Here is a 20589-nt window from a genome sequence, read left to right on the forward strand (position 1 = left end):
GGCGGCCATCGGCGTCACCCGCCCACCGAGGCCGTCACGCTCACCGTCAGCTCCCGACCGCGACCTCGACACCGGCCCCGGGCCCGGCCCCGACCCCGGCCAGCGCGTCCCCCGCCGACTCCCGCTCCCGCATCCGCCGCAGCGGCCCGTCCACGGCCACCAGCTCCGCGTACGCCCCGCGCTGCGCGACCCGCCCCTCGTCCAGGACGAGCACCTCGTCCACCGCGTCGAGCCCGGCGAGCCGGTGCGTGATGAGCAGCGTCGTCCGGCCCTCCGTGGCCGCGAGCAGGTCGGCGGTGAGGGCGTCGGCGGTCGGCAGGTCGAGGTGTTCGGCGGGCTCGTCGAGTACGAGGACGGGGAAGTCGGCGAGCAGGGCGCGGGCGAGCGCGAGGCGCTGCCGCTGGCCTCCGGAGAGGCGTGCCCCGTGTTCGCCGACGAGCGTGTCGAGCCCGTCGGGCAGGGAGGCCACCCAGCCGTCGAGCCGGGCCCGCCCGAGTGCCGCGTACAGCTCGTCGTCGCTCGCGTCCTTGCGGGCGAGCAGCAGGTTCTCGCGCACGGAGCTGTCGAAGACGTGGGCGTCCTGGGCGCACAGGCCGACGAAGCGGCGCACGGTGTCGCCGTCGAGCGCCGTCACGTCGGTGCCGCCCAGTGTGTACGTCCCCTCGGACGTGCCCAGGAAGCGCAGCAGGACCTGGGCGAGCGTGGTCTTGCCGGACCCGGAAGGGCCGACCACGGCGACGCGGCGGCCGCGCTCCAGGGTGAGGGAGACGTCCGCGAGCGCGTCCCGCTCCTGGCCTTCGTGGCGGGCCCGCAGCGCGTCCAGGCGCAGCGGGAAGGGCGTCCGCGGGGCCTGTGCGGGGTCGGCAGGGTCACAGACGGGTTCGGGGGCGTCGAGGATCTCGTGGACCCGCTCGGCGCTCTTGCGGACGCGCTGGCGGTACTGCACGGCGAGCGGCAGCCCGAGGACGGCCTCGAACGCGGCGAGCGGGGTGAGGACGACCACGGCGAGCGCGACGCCGCTGAGCCGTCCGTCGTGCAGGCCCTGGACGCCGACGAGGGCCGCGGCGGCCACGGTGAGACCGGTGGCCAGCGCGGTGAGCCCGTCGCCGAGCGCGGTGGCGGCCGCCGTCCGGGAGGCGATCCGGGTCAGCTCGGCGTCGGCTTCCTTCGCCCGGTCGGTACGCCGGCGCAGGGCGCCCGCGACCGTCAGCTCCGCCGTCCCCGTGAGCAGGTCGGCGACCCTCGTGGCGAGCACCCCGCGCGCGGGGGCCAGCCTGCGCTCCGCGCGACGGGCGACGGCGCCGCTCACCAGGGGCACGCCCACCCCGGCGGCCAGCAGGCCCACGGCGAGGACGGCGCCGGCCTCCGGGAGCAGCCACGCGGTGAAGCCGACGGATCCCAGGCCGACGGCAGCCGCGGCGCCTGCGGGCAGCAGCCAGCGCAGCCAGTAGTCCTGGAGGGCGTCCACGTCGGCGACGAGGCGGGACAGCAGGTCGCCGCGCCGGGTCGTCCGCAGGCCCGCGGGGGCGAGGCGTTCCAGGCGCCGGAACACCGCGACCCTGGTGTCGGCCAGCATCCGCAGCACCGCGTCGTGCGACACCAGGCGCTCGGCGTACCGGAAGACGGCCCGTCCGATGCCGAAGGCGCGGGTCGCCGTGACGGCGATCATCAGGTACATCACCGGGGGCTGTTCGGAGGCCCGCGAGATCAGCCACCCGGAGGTGGCCATGAGCCCCACGGCACTGCCGACGGCGAGGCTCCCGAGGAGCAGGGCGAGCGCCAGCCTGCCCTTGCGCTGCCGCGCCGCCGCCCGCACCCGGGCCAGATCCTCGCCCTGTCGACGGGAACCCTCCCTCGCGCCCGCCCGTTCTCCGAGAGAGACGGCCTGACCGAGCAAGTCGCCGCCCACGGAAGCGGATCCCGCACCGCCGCCGTCACGGTCGGCGCGGCCCTCACGGCCACCGCTCCCCGCCCCGGGGCCCGCGCGGCCACTCAGCTCGACCCCGCCGCCCGCACGACTGCCGAGCCCACCACCACCGTTGCCGTCGCCGCCGTCGTCAGCCCCGCCCACCACGGCATCCACCCGGACCACCCGGTCGGCGACCCCCAGCAACGCGGGCCGGTGGACCACCATCACCACGGTCCGGCCCACGGCCAGCCTCCGCACCGCCTCGACGATGCCCGCCTCGGTCTCCCCGTCCAGCGCGGCGGTCGGCTCGTCCAGGAGCACCACGGGCCGGTCGGCCAGGAACGCCCGGGCCAGCGCGATCCGTTGCCGCTGCCCGGCGGAGAGCCCGGCCCCGTCCTCCCCCAGGACGGTCTCGACGCCCCGGGGCAGCCCGGCCACGAACTCCCCGGCGCCCGCGGCCCGCAGCGCCTCCACGACGTCCGCGTCCGCCGCTCCCGGGCGGGCAAGGCGCACGTTCTCGGCGATGGTCCCGGCGAACAGGTGCGGCCGCTGCGGCACCCAGGCGACCCGCTCGCGCCACCCGTCGAGGGACACGTCGGCGAGGTCGGCGCCCCCGACGAGGGCGCGTCCCGCGGTGGGCCGCACAAAGCCCAACAGCACGTTCAGGAGGGTCGACTTGCCCGACCCGCTGGGCCCCACCAGGGCCACCGTCTCCCCGGGCTCGACCGCGAACGACACCCCACGGACAGCGTCGGCCGCCCGCCCCGAGTACCGGACAGTCACCCCGTCCACCGCCACGCCGACCGCACCGCCCGCGGGCACAACTCCCGTACCCCCGGCCGGGACCGGCGCCTCAAGGACGGCGAAGATCTCCTCCGCCGCGGCCACTCCCTCGACCGCCGCGTGATACCGCGCGCCGACCTGCCGCAGCGGCAGATACGCCTCGGGCGCGAGAATCAGGATCACCAGGCCGTCGTACAGCTCCATGTTCCCGTGGACGAGCCGCATGCCGATGGTGACGGCGACCAGCGCCACCGAGATCGTCGCGAGCAGTTCCAGGGCGAACGACGACAGGAACGCGATGCGCAGCGTCCGCATCGTCGCCCGCCGGTACTCCCCGGTGATCTTCCGGATCGACTCGGCCTGTGCCTTGGCCCGGCCGAACACCTTCAGCGTCGGCAGTCCCGCGACCACGTCCAGGAAGTGTCCGGACAGCCGGGAGAGCAGTTGCCACTGGCGGTCCATACGGGCCTGGGTGGCCCAGCCGATCAGCATCATGAAGATCGGGATGAGCGGCAGCGTGCCCACGATGATCGCCGCGGACACCCAGTCCTCGGTGACCACCCGGAGCAGCACGGCCGCCGGGACCACCACGGCGAGCCCCAACTGCGGCAGATAGCGCGAGAAGTAGTCGTCGAGCGCGTCCACGCCCCGCGTGGCCAGGGTGATCAGGGACCCCGTCCGCTGACCGCTCAACCACCCCGGGCCCAGCTCCCCCGCCCGCTCCAGGAGCCGCCCCCGCAGCTCCGACTTGACCGCCGCGCTCGCCCGGTGCGCGGCGAGTTCGGTCAGCCACGACACCGCCGCCCGGCCCACGGCCACGGCCACGAGCAGGGCCAGCGGTGTCCTCACCGCACCGACGCCGTAGCCGTGCTGGAAGCCGCCCACCACGATCTCGGCGATCAGCATGGCCTGGGCGACGACCAGCCCCGCCCCGGCCAGGCCGAGGACCACCACCGCGGCCAGGAAGAAACGGGTGGAGCGGGCGTACCGGAGCAGACGCGGGTCGATCGGTTTCACGTGAAACACACCCTCCCAAGGAGCGTGGGTGTACGGAGAGTTGGCTCCGTACCCGGAGAGGCCCGGTGCACGGGCGGGCTCAGTGCGCGGTGTCGGCCGGAAGGTCCGGCGCGATGTGCTGCGTGCCGATGCGCTTGCGGAACACCCAGTAGGTCCACGACTGGTAGAGCAGCACGACCGGGGTCGCGATGCCCGCGCACCACGTCATGATCTTCAAGGTGTAGGGCGTGGACGAGGCGTTGGTGACCGTGAGGCTCCAGTCCTCGTTCAGCGACGACGGCATGACGTTCGGGAAGAGCGTCAGGAAGAGCATCGCCACGGCGGCGATGATGGTCAGTCCCGAGAAGGCGAATGACCATCCCTCGCGCCCGAGTTGGATCGCCACGATGGCCGAGACCAGGGCCACCACCGCCACGATCATCGCGGCCAGGCTCGTGCCGTCGCCGTTGTCGACCTGGGTCCAGCCGAGGAAGCCGAGCGCGAGCACCGCCGTGAGCAGCCCCAGGGTGAGCGCCAGCTTCCGGGCCCGCATCCGGATGTCGCCCACCGTCTTCAGCGCCGTGAACACCGCGCCGTGGAAGGTGAACAGCGTGAGCGTGACCAGACCGCCCAGGATCGAGTACGGGTTGAGCAGATCCCAGAAGTTGCCCACGTACTCCTTCTGCGCGTCGATCTTCACGCCGCGCACGATGTTGCCGAAGGCCACGCCCCACAGGAGGGCCGGGAGCAGCGAGGTCCAGAAGATCGCGTGTTCCCAGTTGGTCTGCCAGCGCTCCTCGGGCCGCTTCGCCCGGTACTCGAAGGCGACACCGCGCACGATCAGGCAGACCAGGATGAGCAGCAGCGGCAGATAGAAGCCGGAGAACAGCGTGGCGTACCACTCGGGGAAGGCCGCGAAGGTCGCGCCGCCCGCCGAGAGCAGCCACACCTCGTTGCCGTCCCAGACCGGACCGATGGTGTTGATCAGAACACGCTTCTCGGTCCGGTCGCGGGCGAGCAGCTTGGTGAGGACACCCACCCCGAAGTCGAAGCCTTCGAGGAAGAAGTAGCCGATCCACAGGACGGCGATCAGGACGAACCAGACGTCGTGCAGTTCCATGTGCGCCCAGCTCCTTAGTACGAGAAGGCCATGGGCCGGTCGGCATCGGCGTCGGCGTCGCTGTCCGCGCTCGCCCCGCCGGGCGGGCCGCCGATCTTGGTGGGCGGGTTGAGGTCGGCCTCGGTCAGCTCGGGCGGGCCCTTCCTGACGTACTTGAGGAGCAGCCTGACCTCGATGACGGCGAGGATCGCGTAGATCAGCGTGAAGACGATCAGCGAGGTGAGGACCTCACCCTGCGAGACACCGGGGGAGACCGCGTCCTCGGTCTTCAGGACGCCGTAGACGACCCAGGGCTGGCGGCCCGTCTCGGTGAAGATCCAGCCCCAGGCGGTGCCGATGAGGGGGAAGATCAGCGTCCACTGCGAGAGCCGCCACCACCAGATCCCGAGCTTCGGCGCCAGCTCCTTGTTCTTGGTGAGCATCAGCTTCGGTACGTCGTCCGCGCCGGTGTGGTGCTCGGGGGCGAGCCAGAACTTCCGCCTGGTGAGCCAGAGTCCGGCGGTGCACAGGGCCATCGAGACGCCGCCGAAGCCGATCATCCAGCGGTAGGACCAGTACGCGGTGGGGATGTTGGGCCGGTAGTCGCCGGGGCCGAACTTCTCCTGGGCTTCCTTGTTGAGGTCGTTGATGCCGGGGATCTCCGCGCTGAAGTTGTTCTTCGCGAGGAAGGAGAGGACCCCGGGGATCTCTATGGCGACCTCGTTGTGGCCCTTGGCGACGTCGCCGTACGCGAAGAGCGAGAACGGTGCCGGTTTCTCGGACTCCCACAGGGCCTCGGCGGCCGACATCTTCATCGGCTGCTGCTCGTACATGACCTTGCCGAGCGTGTCCGCGCTGATCACGGTGAGCAGGGTGCCGACGAACGCGGTCACCAGGCCGAGCCGCAGCGACATCCGCATGGTCCGGACGTGCTGCTTCTTGCGCAGGTGGAAGATCGCGATGCCGGTCACGAAGGCGCCGCCGACCAGGATGGTCGCCGCGATGACGTGGAAGAAGTTGACGAGCGTCGTCTCCTGGAACAGCACCTTCGCGAAGTCGGTGAGCTCGGCGCGCTTCTTGCCGTCCCGCTCGGTGATCCTGTAGCCGACCGGGTGCTGCATAAAGGCGTTCGCAGCGATGATGAAGTACGCCGACAGGATCGTGCCGATGGACACCATCCAGATCGTCGCGCAGTGCAGCTTCTTCGGCAGCTTGTCCCAGCCGAAGATCCACAGACCGATGAAGGTCGACTCGAAGAAGAAGGCGATCAGGGCCTCGAAGGCCAGCGGGGCGCCGAAGACGTCGCCGACGAAGCGCGAGTAGTCGGACCAGTTCATGCCGAACTGGAACTCCTGCACGATGCCGGTGACGACGCCCATCGCGATGTTGATCAGGAACAGCTTGCCCCAGAACTTGGTGGCTCTGAGGTAGTGCTCCTTGCCCGTCCGCACCCACGCTGTCTCGAGGATCGCCGTGAGGGCGGCCAGGGAGATCGTCAGGGGGACGAAGAGGAAGTGGTAGACGGTGGTGATGCCGAACTGCCATCGCGCCAGTGTTTCCGGCGCCAGAGCCAGGTCCACGTCGACTTCTCCTTACGTGCCGTGGTCTACGCGGCAGTGTGCCCCTTATGTCAGGGACATCCCTGGAGCAACTGGGACACGCTTGTGAACGCGTTCACATTCACAAGCATTATGTCGCACGTACGGTCGACGCCCGTCAGGGGGGTCCCCCTTACCGACGGGAACGGGCCACAGGGAACGACGACCGGCCACCGCACCACACCCGCGCACCCACGCACCCACGAGGGCCCCACACACAACAGAACTCGCGAGGTGGCAGCCGCCACCTCGCGAGTTCCCACGTCCTCGCCCCGCCCCGGGAGCGCTAGAGCTCCTTACGGAACGCCTCCGCCGCCTGCAGGAAGATGTCGTTGGCCTCGGTCTCCCCGATCGTGACCCGAACCCCCTCGCCCGCGAACGGCCGCACGACCACACCCGCCTTCTCGCACGCCGCCGCGAAGTCCACCGTACGGTCGTCCAGCCGCAGCCACACGAAGTTCGCCTGCGTCTCCGGGACCGTCCAGCCCTGGTCACGCAGCACGTCGACCACGCGTGCGCGCTCGCCCACCAGCGCGCCGACCCGGCCCATCAGCTCGTCCTCGGCGCGCAGCGAGGCCACCGCCGCGTCCTGCGCCAGCTGGCTCACGCCGAAGGGCACCGCCGTCTTGCGCAGCGCGGCGGCCACCGGCTCGTGGCCGACCGCGAAGCCGACCCGCAGTCCCGCAAGGCCGTACGCCTTGGAGAACGTACGCAGCACGCAGACGTTCGGCCGGTCGCGGTAGATCTCGATGCCGTCCGGCACCTCGGGATCGCGGATGAACTCCCGGTACGCCTCGTCGAGCACGACGAGGACATCGCCCGGCACCCGGTCGAGGAAGCGTTCCAGCTCGGCCCGGCGCACCACCGTGCCCGTGGGGTTGTTGGGGTTGCAGACGAAGATCAGGCGGGTGCGGTCGGTGACCGCGGCGGCCATGGCGTCCAGGTCGTGCACCTCGCCCGACGTCAGCGGCACCCGTACCGACGTGGCGCCGCTGACCTGCGTGATGATCGGGTACGCCTCGAAGGAGCGCCACGCGTAGATCACTTCGTCGCCCGGACCCGCGGTGGCCTGGATCAGCTGCTGGGCGACGCCGACGGAACCGGTGCCGGTGGCGATGTGCGAGACGGGCACGCCGAAGCGGTCGGCCAGCTCATTCATCAGGCCGGTGCAGGCCATGTCGGGGTAGCGGTTGAAGCTCCCGGCCGTGGCGAGCACGCTCTCCATGACACCGGGCAACGGCGGGTAGGGGTTCTCGTTCGAGGACAGCTTGTAGGCCACCGGACCGCCGGCCGCGGCGGGCCTGCCCGGCTTGTAGGTGGGAATACCCTCCAGCTCGGCGCGCAGCCTCGGGTTCGTCTCACTCACCGCGGTCCTCCTCGTGATCATCCGGACTTCAATGATTCTCACCTTATGAGGATTCGGCGCCGCTGCGAATGGGGTGGCGGCTCCCGACTGGACAGGACGCCACCCCTGGGCCGGGGGCGACAGGTGTGAGCCGCGGCCGCACGGGCCCCCTGCCGCCGTACGCATCAGCCGCCGGGGACGTCCGGGGACGTACACCGGAAGCCGTCTCCGGGGGCGGCAGCGCACGAAACAGGGGGAGCGCTCCTGGCAGCGGCGCGCGCCGGTGGCTCACTCCGTGGCGCGCATCACCCGTGAAGGTGAGTTGAGACCTCTTCGAGACCTCGGCCATTTGGCAGGCCCTTGCGCGACGACAAGGGAGCGATACCTCCCTGAACGCCCAACTCCCTTGGTTTCGAAGGTCATTGAACGTTTTCCGCCATGCAGAAACGTGCCTGTCAACGGGTGCATATGCGTCCGCACTACCCACCCTCATGAGCCCTACTATCGGCTCGCCATGACAGCAGCAGGGAAGCACCAGGTGAGCCGAGCGGAGACCGCCCGCCGGGGCAACCGGCAGAGCCGAGCAGGCATCAGAGACGTCGCCGCCGCAGCCGGTGTCTCGATCACGACTGTCTCCGACGCACTCAACGGCAAGGGGCGGCTGCCCGACGCCACGCGACGCCATGTCCGCGAGGTCGCCGACCGCCTGGGCTACCGCCCGTCGGCCGCGGCCCGAACACTCCGTACCGGAAAGTCGGGCCTCATCGGCCTCACCGTGACGACGTACGGGGATGAACCTTTCACCTTCACGGAATTCGCGTACTTCGCGGAGATGGCGAGAGCCGCGACCTCCGCCGCCCTCGCCCGGGGCTACGCCCTGGTCATCCTCCCCGCCACCTCGCGCCGCAGCCCGGTCGACGTGTGGTCGAACGTCGCCCTCGACGGCACCGTCGTCGTCGACCCCTCCGACCACGACCCGGTGGTCAGCGAGCTGGTGCGGCAGGGGCTCCCGGTGGTCTCCGACGGTCGGCCCGCCGGGTCGCTGCCGGTCACGGCCTGGGTCGACAACGACCACGAGGCCGCGGTCCTGGAGATCCTCGAACACCTCGCGGCCGCCGGGGCGCGCCGCATCGGCCTCCTCACCGGCACCACCACGGACACCTACACCCACCTCTCCACCACCGCCTATCTGCGCTGGTGCGAGCGCGTGGGCCAGGACCCGGTCTACGAGTCCTACCCCGCGCACGACCCGTGCGCGGGCGCCGTCGCCGCCGACCGGCTGCTCGCCAGGCCCGACCGGCCCGACGCCGTGTACGGCCTGTTCGACCCGAACGGCACCGACCTGCTCGCCGCGGCCCGCCGCTACGGCCTGCGCGTACCGGACGACCTGCTGCTCGTGTGCTGCAGCGAGTCGACCGTCTACGCCACCACCGAGCCGCCGATCACCACGCTCTCCCTGAAGCCCCGGCGGATCGGCACCGCCGTCGTCCAGCTCCTCATCGACGCCATCGAGGGCCTCGACGCGGGCCGACCCATCGAGCAGGTGATACCGACCGAACTGATCGTGCGCACCTCGTCCGAGCGACGTCCGCCACGTACGACGGTCAGCCCGCCGCGGTCGCCCGGCCAGGGCTGACCTCCCCGACGACCGGCCCGAGGCCCGCGACCTGCGGGAAAAGAGGGGGAAACCTCGGGCCAATTCGGGAGAAAACCTCGGTGAACTGGGGCCCGGCACCGATTCACCACCCCTGGTGCACCACACAGAGACAGCCGCATTCCTATGATGGGCGGACGACACCGCGGGCCACTGCGACCAGGCAGTCCGATCCCGGTGCAGATGCGGCGCGATGGTGGTGGAGGGGTCGATGACTCAGGGGGCCGGTCAGGGACCCGAGGTGCGGACGGCGACGCTGCGCGACTTCCGCGTGCCCGCGTACGTCTATGAAGGCGTCCGTGAGACCGGCCGGGCCGTGTCGGAGGGCGACCAGGCCCAGGAGTCCCTGGGCGCGGAGGCTGCCGCGGGCGCCGAGTCCGCGGGCGAGCGGGGGGCCGGGCAGGTGCCTCCGGCCGCCGGGCAGGCCCCCGTTGGCGCTCCCGCCGGCCGTCAAGCCCCGGTTTCCGGACAGGGGCAGGCGGCGCAGGTCGGGCACGGCCCCGGGGCGGGTCAGGCTCCCGTCACCGGGCAGGCGTCCAGGGCCGTGGGTCGGACTCCCGCCGACGGGCAGGCGCCCGCCGCCGTAGGTCAGGTTCCCGTCGCTGGGCAGGCCGCCGCCGTAGGCCAGGTTCCCGCCGCCGGACAGGCCCCCGCCCCCGGACACACCGCCCCCCACGCACCCACCCGCCTCGCCGCTCACGTCCCCGCCCAGGCCGGTCCGGTGGAGCATCTCGGCGCCGCCCCCGCCCCCGTACAGACGCAGCCGTCGGCCGCCCGTCCCGTGGAACAGCCGGGCCCGGCGCACACCATGGCACACGCCGCCCCCACGCGCCCCACGGCGCAGAGCGCGCCCGCGCACCCCGGCTCCGCCGGTGAGGCCCCGGACGGCTACACGCCGACCGAGCGCGACCTGCCCATCATCAACCGCGGTGACACCGTGCAGGTCGAGGTGCGCGAGATGCCCGAGCCGCCGCCCGCGCCCGACGCGGAGGGCATGGGTCCGCTGTACGTCGTCGGCGACGTGCACGGCTACCTGGACGAGCTCGTCGCCGCCCTCGCCGACGAAGGCCTGATCGACGCGGACGGACGCTGGGCCGCGGGCAACACCCGGCTGTGGTTCCTCGGCGACTTCACCGACCGCGGGCCCGACGGCATCGGCGTCATCGACCTGGTCATGCGCCTGTCCGCCGAGGCCGCCGCGGCGGGCGGCTACTGCAAGGCCCTCATGGGCAACCACGAGCTGCTGCTCATCGGCGCGAAGAAGTTCGGCGACACCCCGGTCAACTCCGGCGCGGGCACGGCCACGTTCCAGGCCGCCTGGCTCCTCAACGGTGGCCAGAAGACCGACATGGAGCGCCTGGAGGACCACCACCTGCAGTGGATGGCCCGCCTCGACGCCATCGAGGAGGAGGACGGGCATCTGCTCGTGCACTCCGACACCACCGCCTACCTCGACTACGGCGACTCCATCGAAGAGGTCAACGACACCATCCACGAGGCGCTGACCCGCAACGACGCCGACGAATACTGGGACCTGTTCCGCAAGTTCACCAAGCGCTTCGCCTTCCGCGACGACTCCGGCCCCGCGGCCGTACGCGAACTCCTCGACATGTACGGCGGCACCCGCATCGTCCACGGCCACAGCCCCATCCCGTACCTCCTCGGCGAGGTCGGCTCCGAGTACGACGGCGACGACGACGGCCGCCCCGTCATCGAGGGCCCGCACGTCTACGCCGACGGCCTGGCCATCGCCATGGACGGCGGCGTGACCATGGCCGGAAAGCTGCTGGTCTGCCAACTCCCGCTGGAGAACTGAACGTTCACGAGTCACCCCGCGTACGGACTCGCACAAGCGTGCGCATGCGAGTCCGTACGACTGAACGTTCACGCGGCACGTGCCGCCTTAGCAGGATCTCGCTGGCCAGCAGGCCAATTCTTGATAACCCCTGTCACCGCGTGCCGTCACCGCTCTACCATCGCCTTATCCGTAGCAGGCTCCCCTCCGTTTCTGCCCGACGGCTCGTAGCCATGCGAGCCCCAAGCCCTACGGAGCATCGGGGGATGCACATGAACAGCGCTCCACACCTGCTCAATGAGGACCGCCCCCAGTACGAGCGGGTCCTCGATGAGGCGCTGCGCACCGCACCGAACCGCCCGGAGCTGGCCGCGGTGGGCCAGCGACTCAACCCCGAGCAACTGCGCACGATGGCTCTCAACGCCACCGCACTGATCACGGCCGCCGCCGCGACCGAGTATCACCACTACGTGAAGGTCCGTGAGGAACTGCGCGACCCCGGACCCTCATCGTCCACGTCGATCCGTGAAGGGAACGGATCCAGTTCCAGTTCCAGCACGACCGAGTCCGGCTCCGGCGGAATCGGCCTCGCCACCACCATGGGCGAGGTCACCGAAACCGCGGGCGCCGGACTGGTCGCGGTGCTCGCGGTGCTCGCGCCCGTCCTCGCCGGGACGGCCGCCGCGATCTTCCTGCTCGTCGGCTACATCCTGAAGATGCTCGACCCCGAGCCCGCCTTCGCGGACACCCTGCTCACCGCCGGGTGGCTGTTCGGCGCGCTCACGGCGGGCGCCATCCTGGTCGCCGCGGTCGGCCTGCTCATCACCGCCCTGCGCAACGGCTCCACCTCCCTCCAGGCAGGCTCGCACCATGAGCGGAACGAAGAGGTGGACCGGGCCAGGGAAGCCTGGTGCCAGGCACTGTTGGAGCGTGGCATCCTGCCCTTCCTGCGCGAGGCACTGACGGCCCCGGACACCAAGACGGCGTCCGCGGCCCGCGCGTCCTCGGCGGGCGGGGCCGGGCGCATGCCCCAACTCGGCTATCACAGGCCAGGATTCAGCAGCCCGGACGGCGGCTCGACGACCGGGACGCGCCCGAGCTACAGCAGCCCGGACTTCTCCAGTCCGGACTACGGCGGCCCGGAGCATCCACCGGAGTAGCCCGGACCCCGCGGACCCTCCGCGAGGCCGCCCGGCGACTGGATCAGGCCGGTCGCCGGGGGACATGAACCGGACGTCGGTCAGTCAAGGACCGGCGCCGGAGAGGACGGCCGGCGACGGCGGCCGGCCGGTCGAACACGGGCCGGAAGCCCCCGGCGTGGGGCTTCGGTGCGCCGCTGTCGGCGGACGGCGGCGCGAAGGCCCGCCCGCGCCGCGCAGGCGGCCCCGCGTGGGTGCCCCCTGCGTCCCCTGGCCTCAAAGCTCCCTTTCCTCAGATGATGCCCTCCCGCTTCGCGGCCCTCATCCAGTCCGGGAACTCGGAGAGCAGCCGGTCGTACAGCTCCGGATCCGGCACCGTGCTGATGTCGTCCACCGCGAAGAACCCGACGTTGTCGACGCGGCGGCCCGGCAGCGTGTCGAACCGTTCGAGCACCCCGTAGTTGGACTTGCCGAGCCCCACGAACTGCCAGAAGATCGGCTCCTCCACGGCGTCCCTGAGCTCCCGCTCGATCTCGCTGTTGCGGTAGACGCCGCCGTCAGAGAAGAAGAGCACCAGCGTGGGCGCAGCGGCCGGATTCTCCCGTACGTACGCCCGGACCTGGGCGATCACCCGCTGCTCCTCGTTCTGGATGCCCACGTCCCGCATGTCGACCTGGTCGTCCCGCAGGCCCTTCTTCCGCTTGCCCCGGCGGAAGATGCCGACCTCCCCGACGCGGACGTGGAACTTCAGCCAGTCCGGCAGCTCCCCGAGCCGCAGATCGGGCAACCGCGCCGGATGCGAGGCGAACGTCCAGGCCTGCATCTCCCCGTCGTCGTCCAACTGCGCGGCCACGGCGGCCATCCGCTCCACGACATCGGCCACGATGCCCTTGGAGTACAGGAACGACATGGACCCGGAGGCGTCGAGCACGAGGATGACGCGCGCCGTGACCCCTTCCGCCCCGCGCTTGCGCAGGCTGACGGCCACCTGCTCCTTGCGCAGCGAGAGGCGCTTGCGCATGTCGACGGGGAGCAGCTCCTCGCCCTTGGTGAGGCGGGGAGTTGAGGAAGGGGAGGAAGGGGCGGCGGGAGCCACGGGGGCTGGGGGCGCCGCCGGGGCGGCGGGAGCCACGGGGGCAACCGGCTGCGCCGGAGCGGCCGGCTCCTCCTCGTCCACCGTGATGCCGAAGTCGGTGGCGAGCCCGGCGAGCCCGGAGTCGTACCCCTGCCCCACCGCGCGGAACTTCCACTGCCCTCCGCGCAGATACAACTCGCCACCTATGAACGCCGTCTCCGACGTGGCGGTCATCTCGAAGCGGGCCAACTCGCCGCCCGTCGAGGCGTCGAGCAGCCGCAACGTGAGCCCGGTGAGCTGCCCGAACGTCCCCCCGTCGGCCGAGGCACACAGCAACACCCGTTCGACGCCGCTCTCCAGGGACCGCAGATCCACCTCGACCGTGTCCGTGGTGACGCCGGCGGCACTCTGCTTCCCCAGGTGCCGCACGGCGCCGGACGCGTGCCGCGGCTGGTTGTAGAACACGAAGTCGGCGTCGTCACGCACGCGTCCGGCAGCGGTGAGCAGCAGCGCCGAGGCGTCGGCGGTGGGCCCGCCCGGGCCCTCGCCCCAGGCGAGCTCCGCGCGCACCGCCGCCGAGCCGACGGGAAGATTGGCACCCTTGCTCAAGGAACTGGCAGTCATACGACCAGTCTGCCGATCTCCACGGGCCGGGGATACCGCCTTCCCCCGATCACCGCCACGCCACCGACCACCGCCCCGCTCACCGCCCCCCGCTCACCGCCTGCCGTCGGCCGCCTGCCGTCGGCCGACCGCCGCGCTCAGTCGGCCAACGGCAGATACACCCGGTTCCCCGCGGCCGCGAACTCCTTCGACTTCTGTTCCATGCCCTCCTCGATCTCCGTCTGCGTCGTGCCGTGCTCGCGCCGGATGTCCTGGGAGATCTTCATGCTGCAGAACTTCGGCCCGCACATCGAGCAGAAGTGCGCCGTCTTCGCGGGCTCGGCGGGCAGCGTCTCGTCGTGGAACTCCCGTGCCGTGACCGGGTCGAGGGCCAGGTTGAACTGGTCCTCCCAGCGGAACTCGAAGCGCGCGTCAGACAGGGCGTCGTCCCAGTCCTGCGCGCCCGGGTGGCCCTTGGCGAGGTCCGCCGCGTGCGCCGCGATCTTGTACGTGATGACGCCGGTCTTGACGTCGTCCCTGTTCGGCAGGCCGAGGTGCTCCTTGGGCGTGACGTAGCAGAGCATCGCCGTGCCCCACCAGCCGATCATCGCGGCGCCGATGCCGGAGGTGATGTGGTCGTAGGCGGGCGCGATGTCCGTGGTGAGCGGGCCGAGCGTGTAGAACGGCGCCTCCTCGCAGATCTCCTGCTGGAGGTCGATGTTCTCCTTGATCTTGTGCATCGGGACATGGCCCGGGCCCTCGATCATGGTCTGCACGTCGTGCGCCTTGGCGATCCTGTTCAGCTCGCCGAGGGTCTCCAGCTCGGCGAACTGCGCGCGGTCGTTGGCGTCCGCGATGGACCCCGGGCGCAGGCCGTCACCGAGGGAGTACGTCACGTCGTACGCCGCGAGGATCTCGCACAGCTCCTCGAAGTGCTCGTACAGGAAGCTCTCCTTGTGGTGCGCGAGGCACCACGCCGCCATGATCGAGCCGCCGCGCGAGACGATGCCCGTCTTGCGGTTGGCGGTCAGCGGGACGTACGGGAGGCGCACGCCCGCGTGCACCGTCATGTAGTCCACGCCCTGCTCGGCCTGCTCGATGACCGTGTCCTTGTAGATCTCCCAGCTCAGCTCCTCGGCCCGGCCGTCGACCTTCTCCAGGGCCTGGTAGAGCGGCACGGTGCCGATGGGCACGGGGGAGTTGCGCAGGACCCACTCGCGGGTCGTGTGGATATTGCGCCCTGTGGACAGGTCCATGACCGTGTCGGCGCCCCACTGGGTCGCCCAGGTCATCTTGTCCACCTCCTCCTCGATGGAGGAGGTGACCGCGGAGTTGCCGATGTTGGCGTTGACCTTCACCAGGAACTTCTTGCCGATGATCATCGGCTCGATCTCCGGGTGGTTCACGTTCGCCGGGATCACGGCACGGCCCGCGGCGACCTCGGCGCGCACGATCTCGGGGTCCATGTTCTCGCGGATCCCGATGAACTCCATCTCGGGTGTGATCTCGCCGCGACGGGCGTACGCGAGCTGCGTGACCGCCTGTCCCTGGCGGCCCCGGCGCGGCTGGCGCGGGCGGCCTGGAAAGACCGCGTCGAGGTTCTTGAGCCCGCCGCGCGGCGAGGTGTGCTTGATGCCGTCGTCCTCGGGACGGGGCGGGCGGCCCGCGTACTCCTCGGTGTCGCCGCGAGCGATGATCCAGTTCTCCCGCAGCGGCGGCAGACCGCGACGGACGTCGGTCTCGGCCGACGGGTCGGTGTACGGACCCGAGGTGTCGTACAGCGTGACGGCCTTGCCGTTGGTGAGGTGCACCTGGCGGACCGGCACCCGCAGGTCGGGGCGCGAGCCCTCGACGTACGCCTTGTGCCAGCCGATGGACTTCCCGGCCTCCGCGCCCTCGGGCGTGCTTGAGGCAGGCGTGCGTGTGTCCTTGATGGTCATGAGACCTACTCCCTACGCCGGCATTACCCGGTAACAGGTTCGGCGGTCGACGCAGCGGATTCCGTACGGTACGAACCAATTCGTGGCCGTTCGTACGGAGGTCAGCGCCCTCTCAGCCCGGTGCTCCGAGCTCCCGCGATTGCAAAGGTGCCTCCACGCTAGCGTCCTGTCGGGCGCGGTGAACAGAGGGCCCCCACCGTTCTTGCGATGATCGGGCCGTGACCACGACAACGCCGCCCACCGGACCCCCCGCCCCGGAGCCGCACGGCCACTCCCACAGCCACGGCCCCGCGGCCCCCGTGTCCCAGCATCTGCGCAAGGTCATCGCCGCCGTCCTGATCCCCTTCGCCACCGCGGTCCTCGTCGGCCTCGTGGTGCTGTGGCCCGGCGGGGCCCCGGCCCACGAACGCACCGGAGTCGGCTTCGACCGGCAGACCCAGTCGGCCACCGTGACGAAGCTGGAGAAGCTCCCCTGCAAGGACCTCAACGCCTCGCAGACCCCGCCCAACGGCGACACCTCCACCGCCGAGGGCCAGTCCGCCCAGTCCCGCGCGGAGGGCACCTGCGGCCGGGCCACGGTCAAGGTCACCAGCGGCCCGGACAAGGGCCGCACCTTCACCGAGATCGTCCAGCCGGACTCGCCCCGGCAACTGCGCGCGGGCCAGGACGTGGTGGTCGCCTATGAACCCAAGGCGCCCAAGGACCTCCAGTACTCGGTCACCGACGTGAACCGCAAGCTTCCGATGGCCCTGCTCGCCGGCATCTTCGCCCTGGCCGTCGTCGTGGTGGGACGGCTGCGCGGCGTCATGGCGCTGGTCGCCCTCGCGGTGAGCTTCCTGGTCCTGACCTTCTTCATCCTCCCCGCGATCCTGCAGGGCTCGAACCCCCTGGTCGTCGCCGTGGTCGGCGCGAGCGCGATCATGCTGTGCGCGCTCTACATGTGCCACGGCCTGACGGCGCGCACCTCGGTCGCGGTGCTCGGCACCCTGATCTCCCTCCTGCTCATCGGCCTGCTCGGCTCCCTGTTCATCGGCTGGGCCTCCCTGACCGGCAACACGGACGACAACACCGGTCTGATCCACGGTCTCTACCCCGACATCGACATGAGCGGCCTGCTGCTCGCGGGCGTCATCATCGGCTCGCTCGGCGTCCTCGACGACGTCACCGTCACCCAGACCTCCGCGGTCTGGGAACTGCACCAGGCCAATCCGTCGATGGGCTGGCGCGGCCTGTACCGCGCGGGCATCCGCATCGGCCGCGACCACATCGCCTCGGTCGTCAACACCCTCGTGCTCGCCTACGCGGGCGCCGCCCTCCCCCTCCTGCTGCTCTTCTCCATCGCCCAGAGCAGCGTGGGCACCGTCGCCAACAGCGAACTGGTCGCCGAGGAGATCGTCCGCACCCTCATCGGCTCCATCGGCCTCGTCGCCTCCGTCCCCGTCACCACCGCCCTCGCGGCCCTGGTCGTCTCCGCCGACCGCTCAGGCCCCGGCCCCGCCCCGGCAGAGGCCCCCTCGGCCCCGCCGTCCGGCACCACGCCCACCGCTCCCTCCGCCCGCCCTGCGCCCCGCCGCCCCTCCCTCGCCGGAAAGGGCCGCCGCCGCAAGACGTGACACCCCGCAGCAGCGATGCCATGAAATGCCCCGAACTGCCAACAGTCAGGGCCTGCGAGGAACCGTCGCCCCTCAGCCCGCGCTCTGCTCCTCCGCGAGGATCCGGTCCAGGGCCTCGTCGAGATGCGTCTCGAAGTCGACGAGCGTCCGCTCCTGCCCCAGCGGCACCAACTTGTCCGTCCGGTCGAGGAAGGCGAGCAGCGGCGGGATGCCCACCCTGAACAGCGCCTGGTCCTGGCCCACTTGAAGCCGGATCAGTACGTCGTCCGAGTGCTCGGGGTCGATCGGCGCGATCCGCACATCCCCGTCCCCGCACGCCCTGCCTACCCCGTCGGCCAGGAGCTCCCGCCCGAAGGCCCAGGTCACCGGGACATCGCCGGGGAGGTGGAAGGTCAGCCGCACAGCATAGGGATCGCGCGTCTCGTACCGCAGCTCCACCGGGATGCGGAACGACAGCTCCTCCGACACGAGGAAGCTCATCATGACCTCTGCCTGGACCGACTCGCGCATCGCCGCCTACCCCGTCATTAGCCTGGTGGTGGCAGGAACCAACTCCCTGACACTCATGGCATCTTGCTTAACGTACACACCAGATCACAAGGAGTGAGTTTTCAGATGCTGATAGAGAAGGCGAGTGTCCTTAGTAGCTTTCCGAGTTCCTCCTGCAACAGCCGTGTCGCCGGCGCCAGACGGCTCGCCTGCGACGACGGAACGGAGATCGCCACCGTGGCCGCGGTGCTGCCCACCGTGACCGGGATCGCGGCGCAGACCGTCCCGAGCGCGTACTCCTGATGCTCCGTCACCGGCGTCATCCGCCCCACCGCTTCCAGCCGCCTCAGGAACGTCCGGTCGTCACGCACCGTGTTCGGGGTGAGGGAGCGGACCGGATGGCGGTCGAGGTGGTCCCGCCGTGCCGCGTCGTCGAGTTGGGCGAGGAGGCACTGTCCGATGGCGTGGGCGTGGCCGGTCTCACGGAAGTCGGCCCACTCCTCGACGGCCGGGTTGCCCGCGGTGTCGGCGACGGACACGATCTCGATCTCACCGTCGCGGTAGAGGGCGAAGTACACGGGCACGCCGATGGCGTCGCGCCAGTACTCCAGGGTTTCACCGATCATGGCTCGGCGGTTCTGCTCCGCCGCTCCCGCGCTCAGCCGCTCCGCCGCGTCACCGAGCACGAACACGCCCTTCTCCCGGCGCAGATAGCCCTCGTGGCTCAGGGTCCGCAGCAGGTGGTACGCGGTCGGCAGGGCCAGGCCCGCCTCGCGGGCCAGCTGCTTCGCGGGGGCACCGCCGGGGTGCGTGGCGGCGGCCTCCAGGAGGCGCATGGCTCGCTGCACGGAGCCGATGAGGGTGGGTCCGACGCCCGCCGGAGCGGCGTCGGAGGGTGCTCCGGGGGTATTGCTCGCCAGGAGTCCCCTGCCCGTAAGGAGCCCTCTGCTCGCGGGAGTTGACGGCCCTTCGCCCGAAATGGCCCTGCCTTCGGGGTCGGTGGACTGAACGTCCGGGGGTGCGTCGTCAACCGAGGCCATGGGTCACTCCCGAAGCACAGGGGGGACCACTCGCGCCCGGAGGCAGACGAGTGGGGGTAGTGGGCCCGCCTACGGGGATCGCCCCCGCGTCGGTTTTCGGACTCTAACCCTTGGCCACCGGTGAGGGGCGCTGTGACAGAAAACTTCCCCCTGGGGAGGGAACCCTTGCTTTCCCTTTCACCGGGCGCTACGGAACTTCACCAGTCGCTTCGGGATGAGGACGAGCTGGATATGAACTTCCGTACGACGTAGACGAGTCCACCCACCAGGGCCACGAACAGCAGCAGCTTGAAGAGCAGGGTGAAGACGAAGCCGACGACGCTCGCTATCAGCCCGCCGAAGACCACCAGCGCGATGACCGGCACCGCGATCCACTTCACCCACCACGGCATACCCGCGAAGATCTCTCGCATTGCCCTCGCCCTTACCTTTCTCCGCAGATTCTGTTACCGCCCGCGCTTCGACCGCGCTACGACAGCTGTCGCGGTGCCACGGGATCTCCGCGACCGCCGGGAAACTCCGCTCCTGTGCAGATTTCCCACTTCACGCATTCGATGCTAGGTCGGAAAAAGCCAGTTCGGGGCCGTGCGATCCCTTGCCCTCCCCTGACTCGCCCCCTAGGGAACCCTGAGTCCGAGGCCCTGAGAGCCGGGCGGGCGCGAGGCCGGAGCGCCCGGAGCGCCGCGCTGCCCCGAGCCCCGCCTCACCGCTCCGGCGGCGAGAACACCACGAGAACCCGCAGGTCCTCGCTGATGTGATGGAACTTGTGGGGCACCCCGGCCGGCACGTACACCACGCTGCCGCGGGCGACCTCCGTCGTCTCCATCCCGACCGTGATCGACGCACGGCCGCTGACCACCATGTACACCTCATCCTGCCGGTGCGGCTGCTGCGGGTCGCTGTCGCCCGCGTCCAGCGCGTAGAGCCCGACCGACATGTTCCGCTCCCGCAGAAACTGCAGATACGCGCCGTCGTTCGCGGCCCGCTCCGCCTCCAGCTCGTCCAGTCGGAATGCCTTCATCGCTCTTCTGCGCCCCTTGCCCCAGGTCGTGGACCGACCACTGTTTCCTCGCGTCTGCCACGATCAGACACATGAAGAATTTCGTAGTCAAGACGATCGCCAACGCGGCGGCCCTGGCCGTGGCCGTGTGGCTGCTCGACAAGATCACGCTCACCGGAGACAACACCGGCGAGAAGACCCTCACGCTGCTCGTCGTCGCCCTGCTGTTCGGCCTGGTGAACTTCGTGGTCAAGCCCGTGGTGCAGGTCCTGACCTTCCCCCTGTTCGTCCTGACCCTCGGCCTGATCACACTGGTGGTCAACGCCCTGATGCTGCTCCTCACCTCGTGGCTGGCCGACAAGCTCGACGTCAGCTTCCACGTCGAGGGGTTCTGGACCGCCGTACTGGGTGGCCTGATCATCTCGATCGTGTCCTGGGCGATGAACGTCGCCCTCCCCGACCACAAGGACTGACCCCACCCCATGCCCCACGCCTCCGCGCCCGCGCCGTC

Annotated in this window: 15 protein-coding genes; 5 read left to right on the plus strand and 10 right to left on the minus strand. The window is 70.7% G+C overall.

Features of this window, described 5'->3' with window-relative positions; all coding sequences use genetic code 11:
• Window positions 1–46: 46 nt before the first annotated feature.
• From cydD to hisC, 4 genes are all read right to left on the minus strand, one after another.
• A complete protein-coding gene (gene cydD / locus OO63_RS08045; RefSeq protein ID WP_199819476.1) occupies window positions 47–3709 on the minus strand; it encodes a thiol reductant ABC exporter subunit CydD in 3663 nt (1220 codons plus the stop codon).
• Between the two features lie 79 nt (window positions 3710–3788).
• Window positions 3789–4808 carry a cytochrome d ubiquinol oxidase subunit II gene (gene cydB, locus OO63_RS08050; protein ID WP_030357817.1) on the minus strand — a complete coding sequence of 340 codons (1020 nt, stop codon included), beginning with the start codon at window positions 4806–4808 and terminating at the stop codon, window positions 3789–3791.
• Window positions 4809–4822: 14 nt separating this feature from the next.
• Window positions 4823–6367, minus strand: coding sequence for a cytochrome ubiquinol oxidase subunit I (locus OO63_RS08055; RefSeq protein ID WP_030357816.1), 1545 nt, complete (start codon window positions 6365–6367; stop codon window positions 4823–4825).
• A 304-nt stretch (window positions 6368–6671) separates the two neighbouring features.
• Entirely contained in the window at window positions 6672–7751 is a 1080-nt protein-coding gene (gene hisC, locus OO63_RS08060) for a histidinol-phosphate transaminase (protein WP_030357815.1), read from the minus strand.
• 493 nt (window positions 7752–8244) lie between these two features.
• Between hisC and OO63_RS08065 the strand changes: the two genes are divergently transcribed.
• From OO63_RS08065 to OO63_RS08075, 3 genes are all read left to right on the plus strand, one after another.
• Window positions 8245–9366, plus strand: a complete 1122-nt coding sequence (locus OO63_RS08065) for a LacI family DNA-binding transcriptional regulator (protein ID WP_030357814.1) — start codon at window positions 8245–8247, stop codon at window positions 9364–9366.
• Window positions 9367–9928: 562 nt separating this feature from the next.
• Complete coding sequence (locus tag OO63_RS08070; RefSeq protein WP_397622148.1) at window positions 9929–11200, plus strand: metallophosphoesterase; 1272 nt, start codon at window positions 9929–9931, stop codon at window positions 11198–11200.
• Between the two features lie 245 nt (window positions 11201–11445).
• Window positions 11446–12339 (plus strand): membrane protein, encoded by an 894-nt coding sequence (locus OO63_RS08075; protein WP_030357812.1) that lies wholly within the window; start codon window positions 11446–11448, stop codon window positions 12337–12339.
• A 271-nt stretch (window positions 12340–12610) separates the two neighbouring features.
• Here OO63_RS08075 and OO63_RS08080 read toward each other — a convergent pair whose 3' ends face one another.
• The gene (locus OO63_RS08080; RefSeq protein ID WP_030357811.1) at window positions 12611–14017 is read right to left on the minus strand and encodes a VWA domain-containing protein; all 1407 of its coding nucleotides are present in this window, start codon (window positions 14015–14017) and stop codon (window positions 12611–12613) included.
• Window positions 14018–14154: 137 nt separating this feature from the next.
• A complete protein-coding gene (gene thiC / locus OO63_RS08085; protein WP_030357810.1) occupies window positions 14155–15936 on the minus strand; it encodes a phosphomethylpyrimidine synthase ThiC in 1782 nt (593 codons plus the stop codon).
• Between the two features lie 218 nt (window positions 15937–16154).
• On the opposite strand from thiC, the gene OO63_RS08090 reads away from it, so the two are divergent.
• Entirely contained in the window at window positions 16155–17549 is a 1395-nt protein-coding gene (locus tag OO63_RS08090; RefSeq protein WP_078619013.1) for a YibE/F family protein, read from the plus strand.
• Window positions 17550–17621: 72 nt separating this feature from the next.
• Here the strand turns inward: OO63_RS08090 and OO63_RS08095 are convergent, their stop codons facing one another.
• The 4 genes from OO63_RS08095 to OO63_RS08110 all read right to left on the minus strand — a co-directional run bounded on the left by OO63_RS08095 (window position 17622) and on the right by OO63_RS08110 (window position 20099).
• Entirely contained in the window at window positions 17622–18059 is a 438-nt protein-coding gene (locus tag OO63_RS08095; protein ID WP_030357808.1) for an SsgA family sporulation/cell division regulator, read from the minus strand.
• A 101-nt stretch (window positions 18060–18160) separates the two neighbouring features.
• Entirely contained in the window at window positions 18161–18886 is a 726-nt protein-coding gene (locus OO63_RS08100) for an IclR family transcriptional regulator (RefSeq protein ID WP_033263929.1), read from the minus strand.
• A gap of 389 nt (window positions 18887–19275) precedes the next feature.
• Window positions 19276–19491 (minus strand): DUF5326 family protein, encoded by a 216-nt coding sequence (locus OO63_RS08105; RefSeq protein ID WP_030357806.1) that lies wholly within the window; start codon window positions 19489–19491, stop codon window positions 19276–19278.
• 290 nt (window positions 19492–19781) lie between these two features.
• Window positions 19782–20099, minus strand: a complete 318-nt coding sequence (locus OO63_RS08110; protein WP_030357805.1) for a cupin domain-containing protein — start codon at window positions 20097–20099, stop codon at window positions 19782–19784.
• A 71-nt stretch (window positions 20100–20170) separates the two neighbouring features.
• Here OO63_RS08110 and OO63_RS08115 point away from each other — a divergent pair, with 71 nt between their 5' ends.
• Window positions 20171–20551, plus strand: a complete 381-nt coding sequence (locus OO63_RS08115) for a phage holin family protein (RefSeq protein WP_030357804.1) — start codon at window positions 20171–20173, stop codon at window positions 20549–20551.
• The last annotated feature ends 38 nt before the right edge of the window (window positions 20552–20589 follow it).

The sequence above is a fragment of the Streptomyces alboflavus genome, from assembly GCF_000716675.1.
In the GTDB taxonomy this organism is placed as follows: domain Bacteria; phylum Actinomycetota; class Actinomycetes; order Streptomycetales; family Streptomycetaceae; genus Streptomyces; species Streptomyces alboflavus.

Excerpts from the sequence above, each read along its gene's own strand:
- thiC (WP_030357810.1), bottom strand. The coding sequence starts at position 15,936 with ATGACCATCAAGGACACACGCACGCCTGCCTCAAGCACGCCCGAGGGC.
- OO63_RS08095 (WP_030357808.1), bottom strand. The coding sequence starts at position 18,059 with ATGCGCGAGTCGGTCCAGGCAGAGGTCATGATGAGCTTCCTCGTGTCG.
- OO63_RS08065 (WP_030357814.1), top strand. The coding sequence starts at position 8,245 with ATGACAGCAGCAGGGAAGCACCAGGTGAGCCGAGCGGAGACCGCCCGC.
- OO63_RS08080 (WP_030357811.1), bottom strand. The coding sequence starts at position 14,017 with ATGACTGCCAGTTCCTTGAGCAAGGGTGCCAATCTTCCCGTCGGCTCG.
- OO63_RS08115 (WP_030357804.1), top strand. The coding sequence starts at position 20,171 with ATGAAGAATTTCGTAGTCAAGACGATCGCCAACGCGGCGGCCCTGGCC.
- cydB (WP_030357817.1), bottom strand. The coding sequence starts at position 4,808 with ATGGAACTGCACGACGTCTGGTTCGTCCTGATCGCCGTCCTGTGGATC.
- OO63_RS08110 (WP_030357805.1), bottom strand. The coding sequence starts at position 20,099 with ATGAAGGCATTCCGACTGGACGAGCTGGAGGCGGAGCGGGCCGCGAAC.
- OO63_RS08075 (WP_030357812.1), top strand. The coding sequence starts at position 11,446 with ATGCACATGAACAGCGCTCCACACCTGCTCAATGAGGACCGCCCCCAG.
- OO63_RS08105 (WP_030357806.1), bottom strand. The coding sequence starts at position 19,491 with ATGCGAGAGATCTTCGCGGGTATGCCGTGGTGGGTGAAGTGGATCGCG.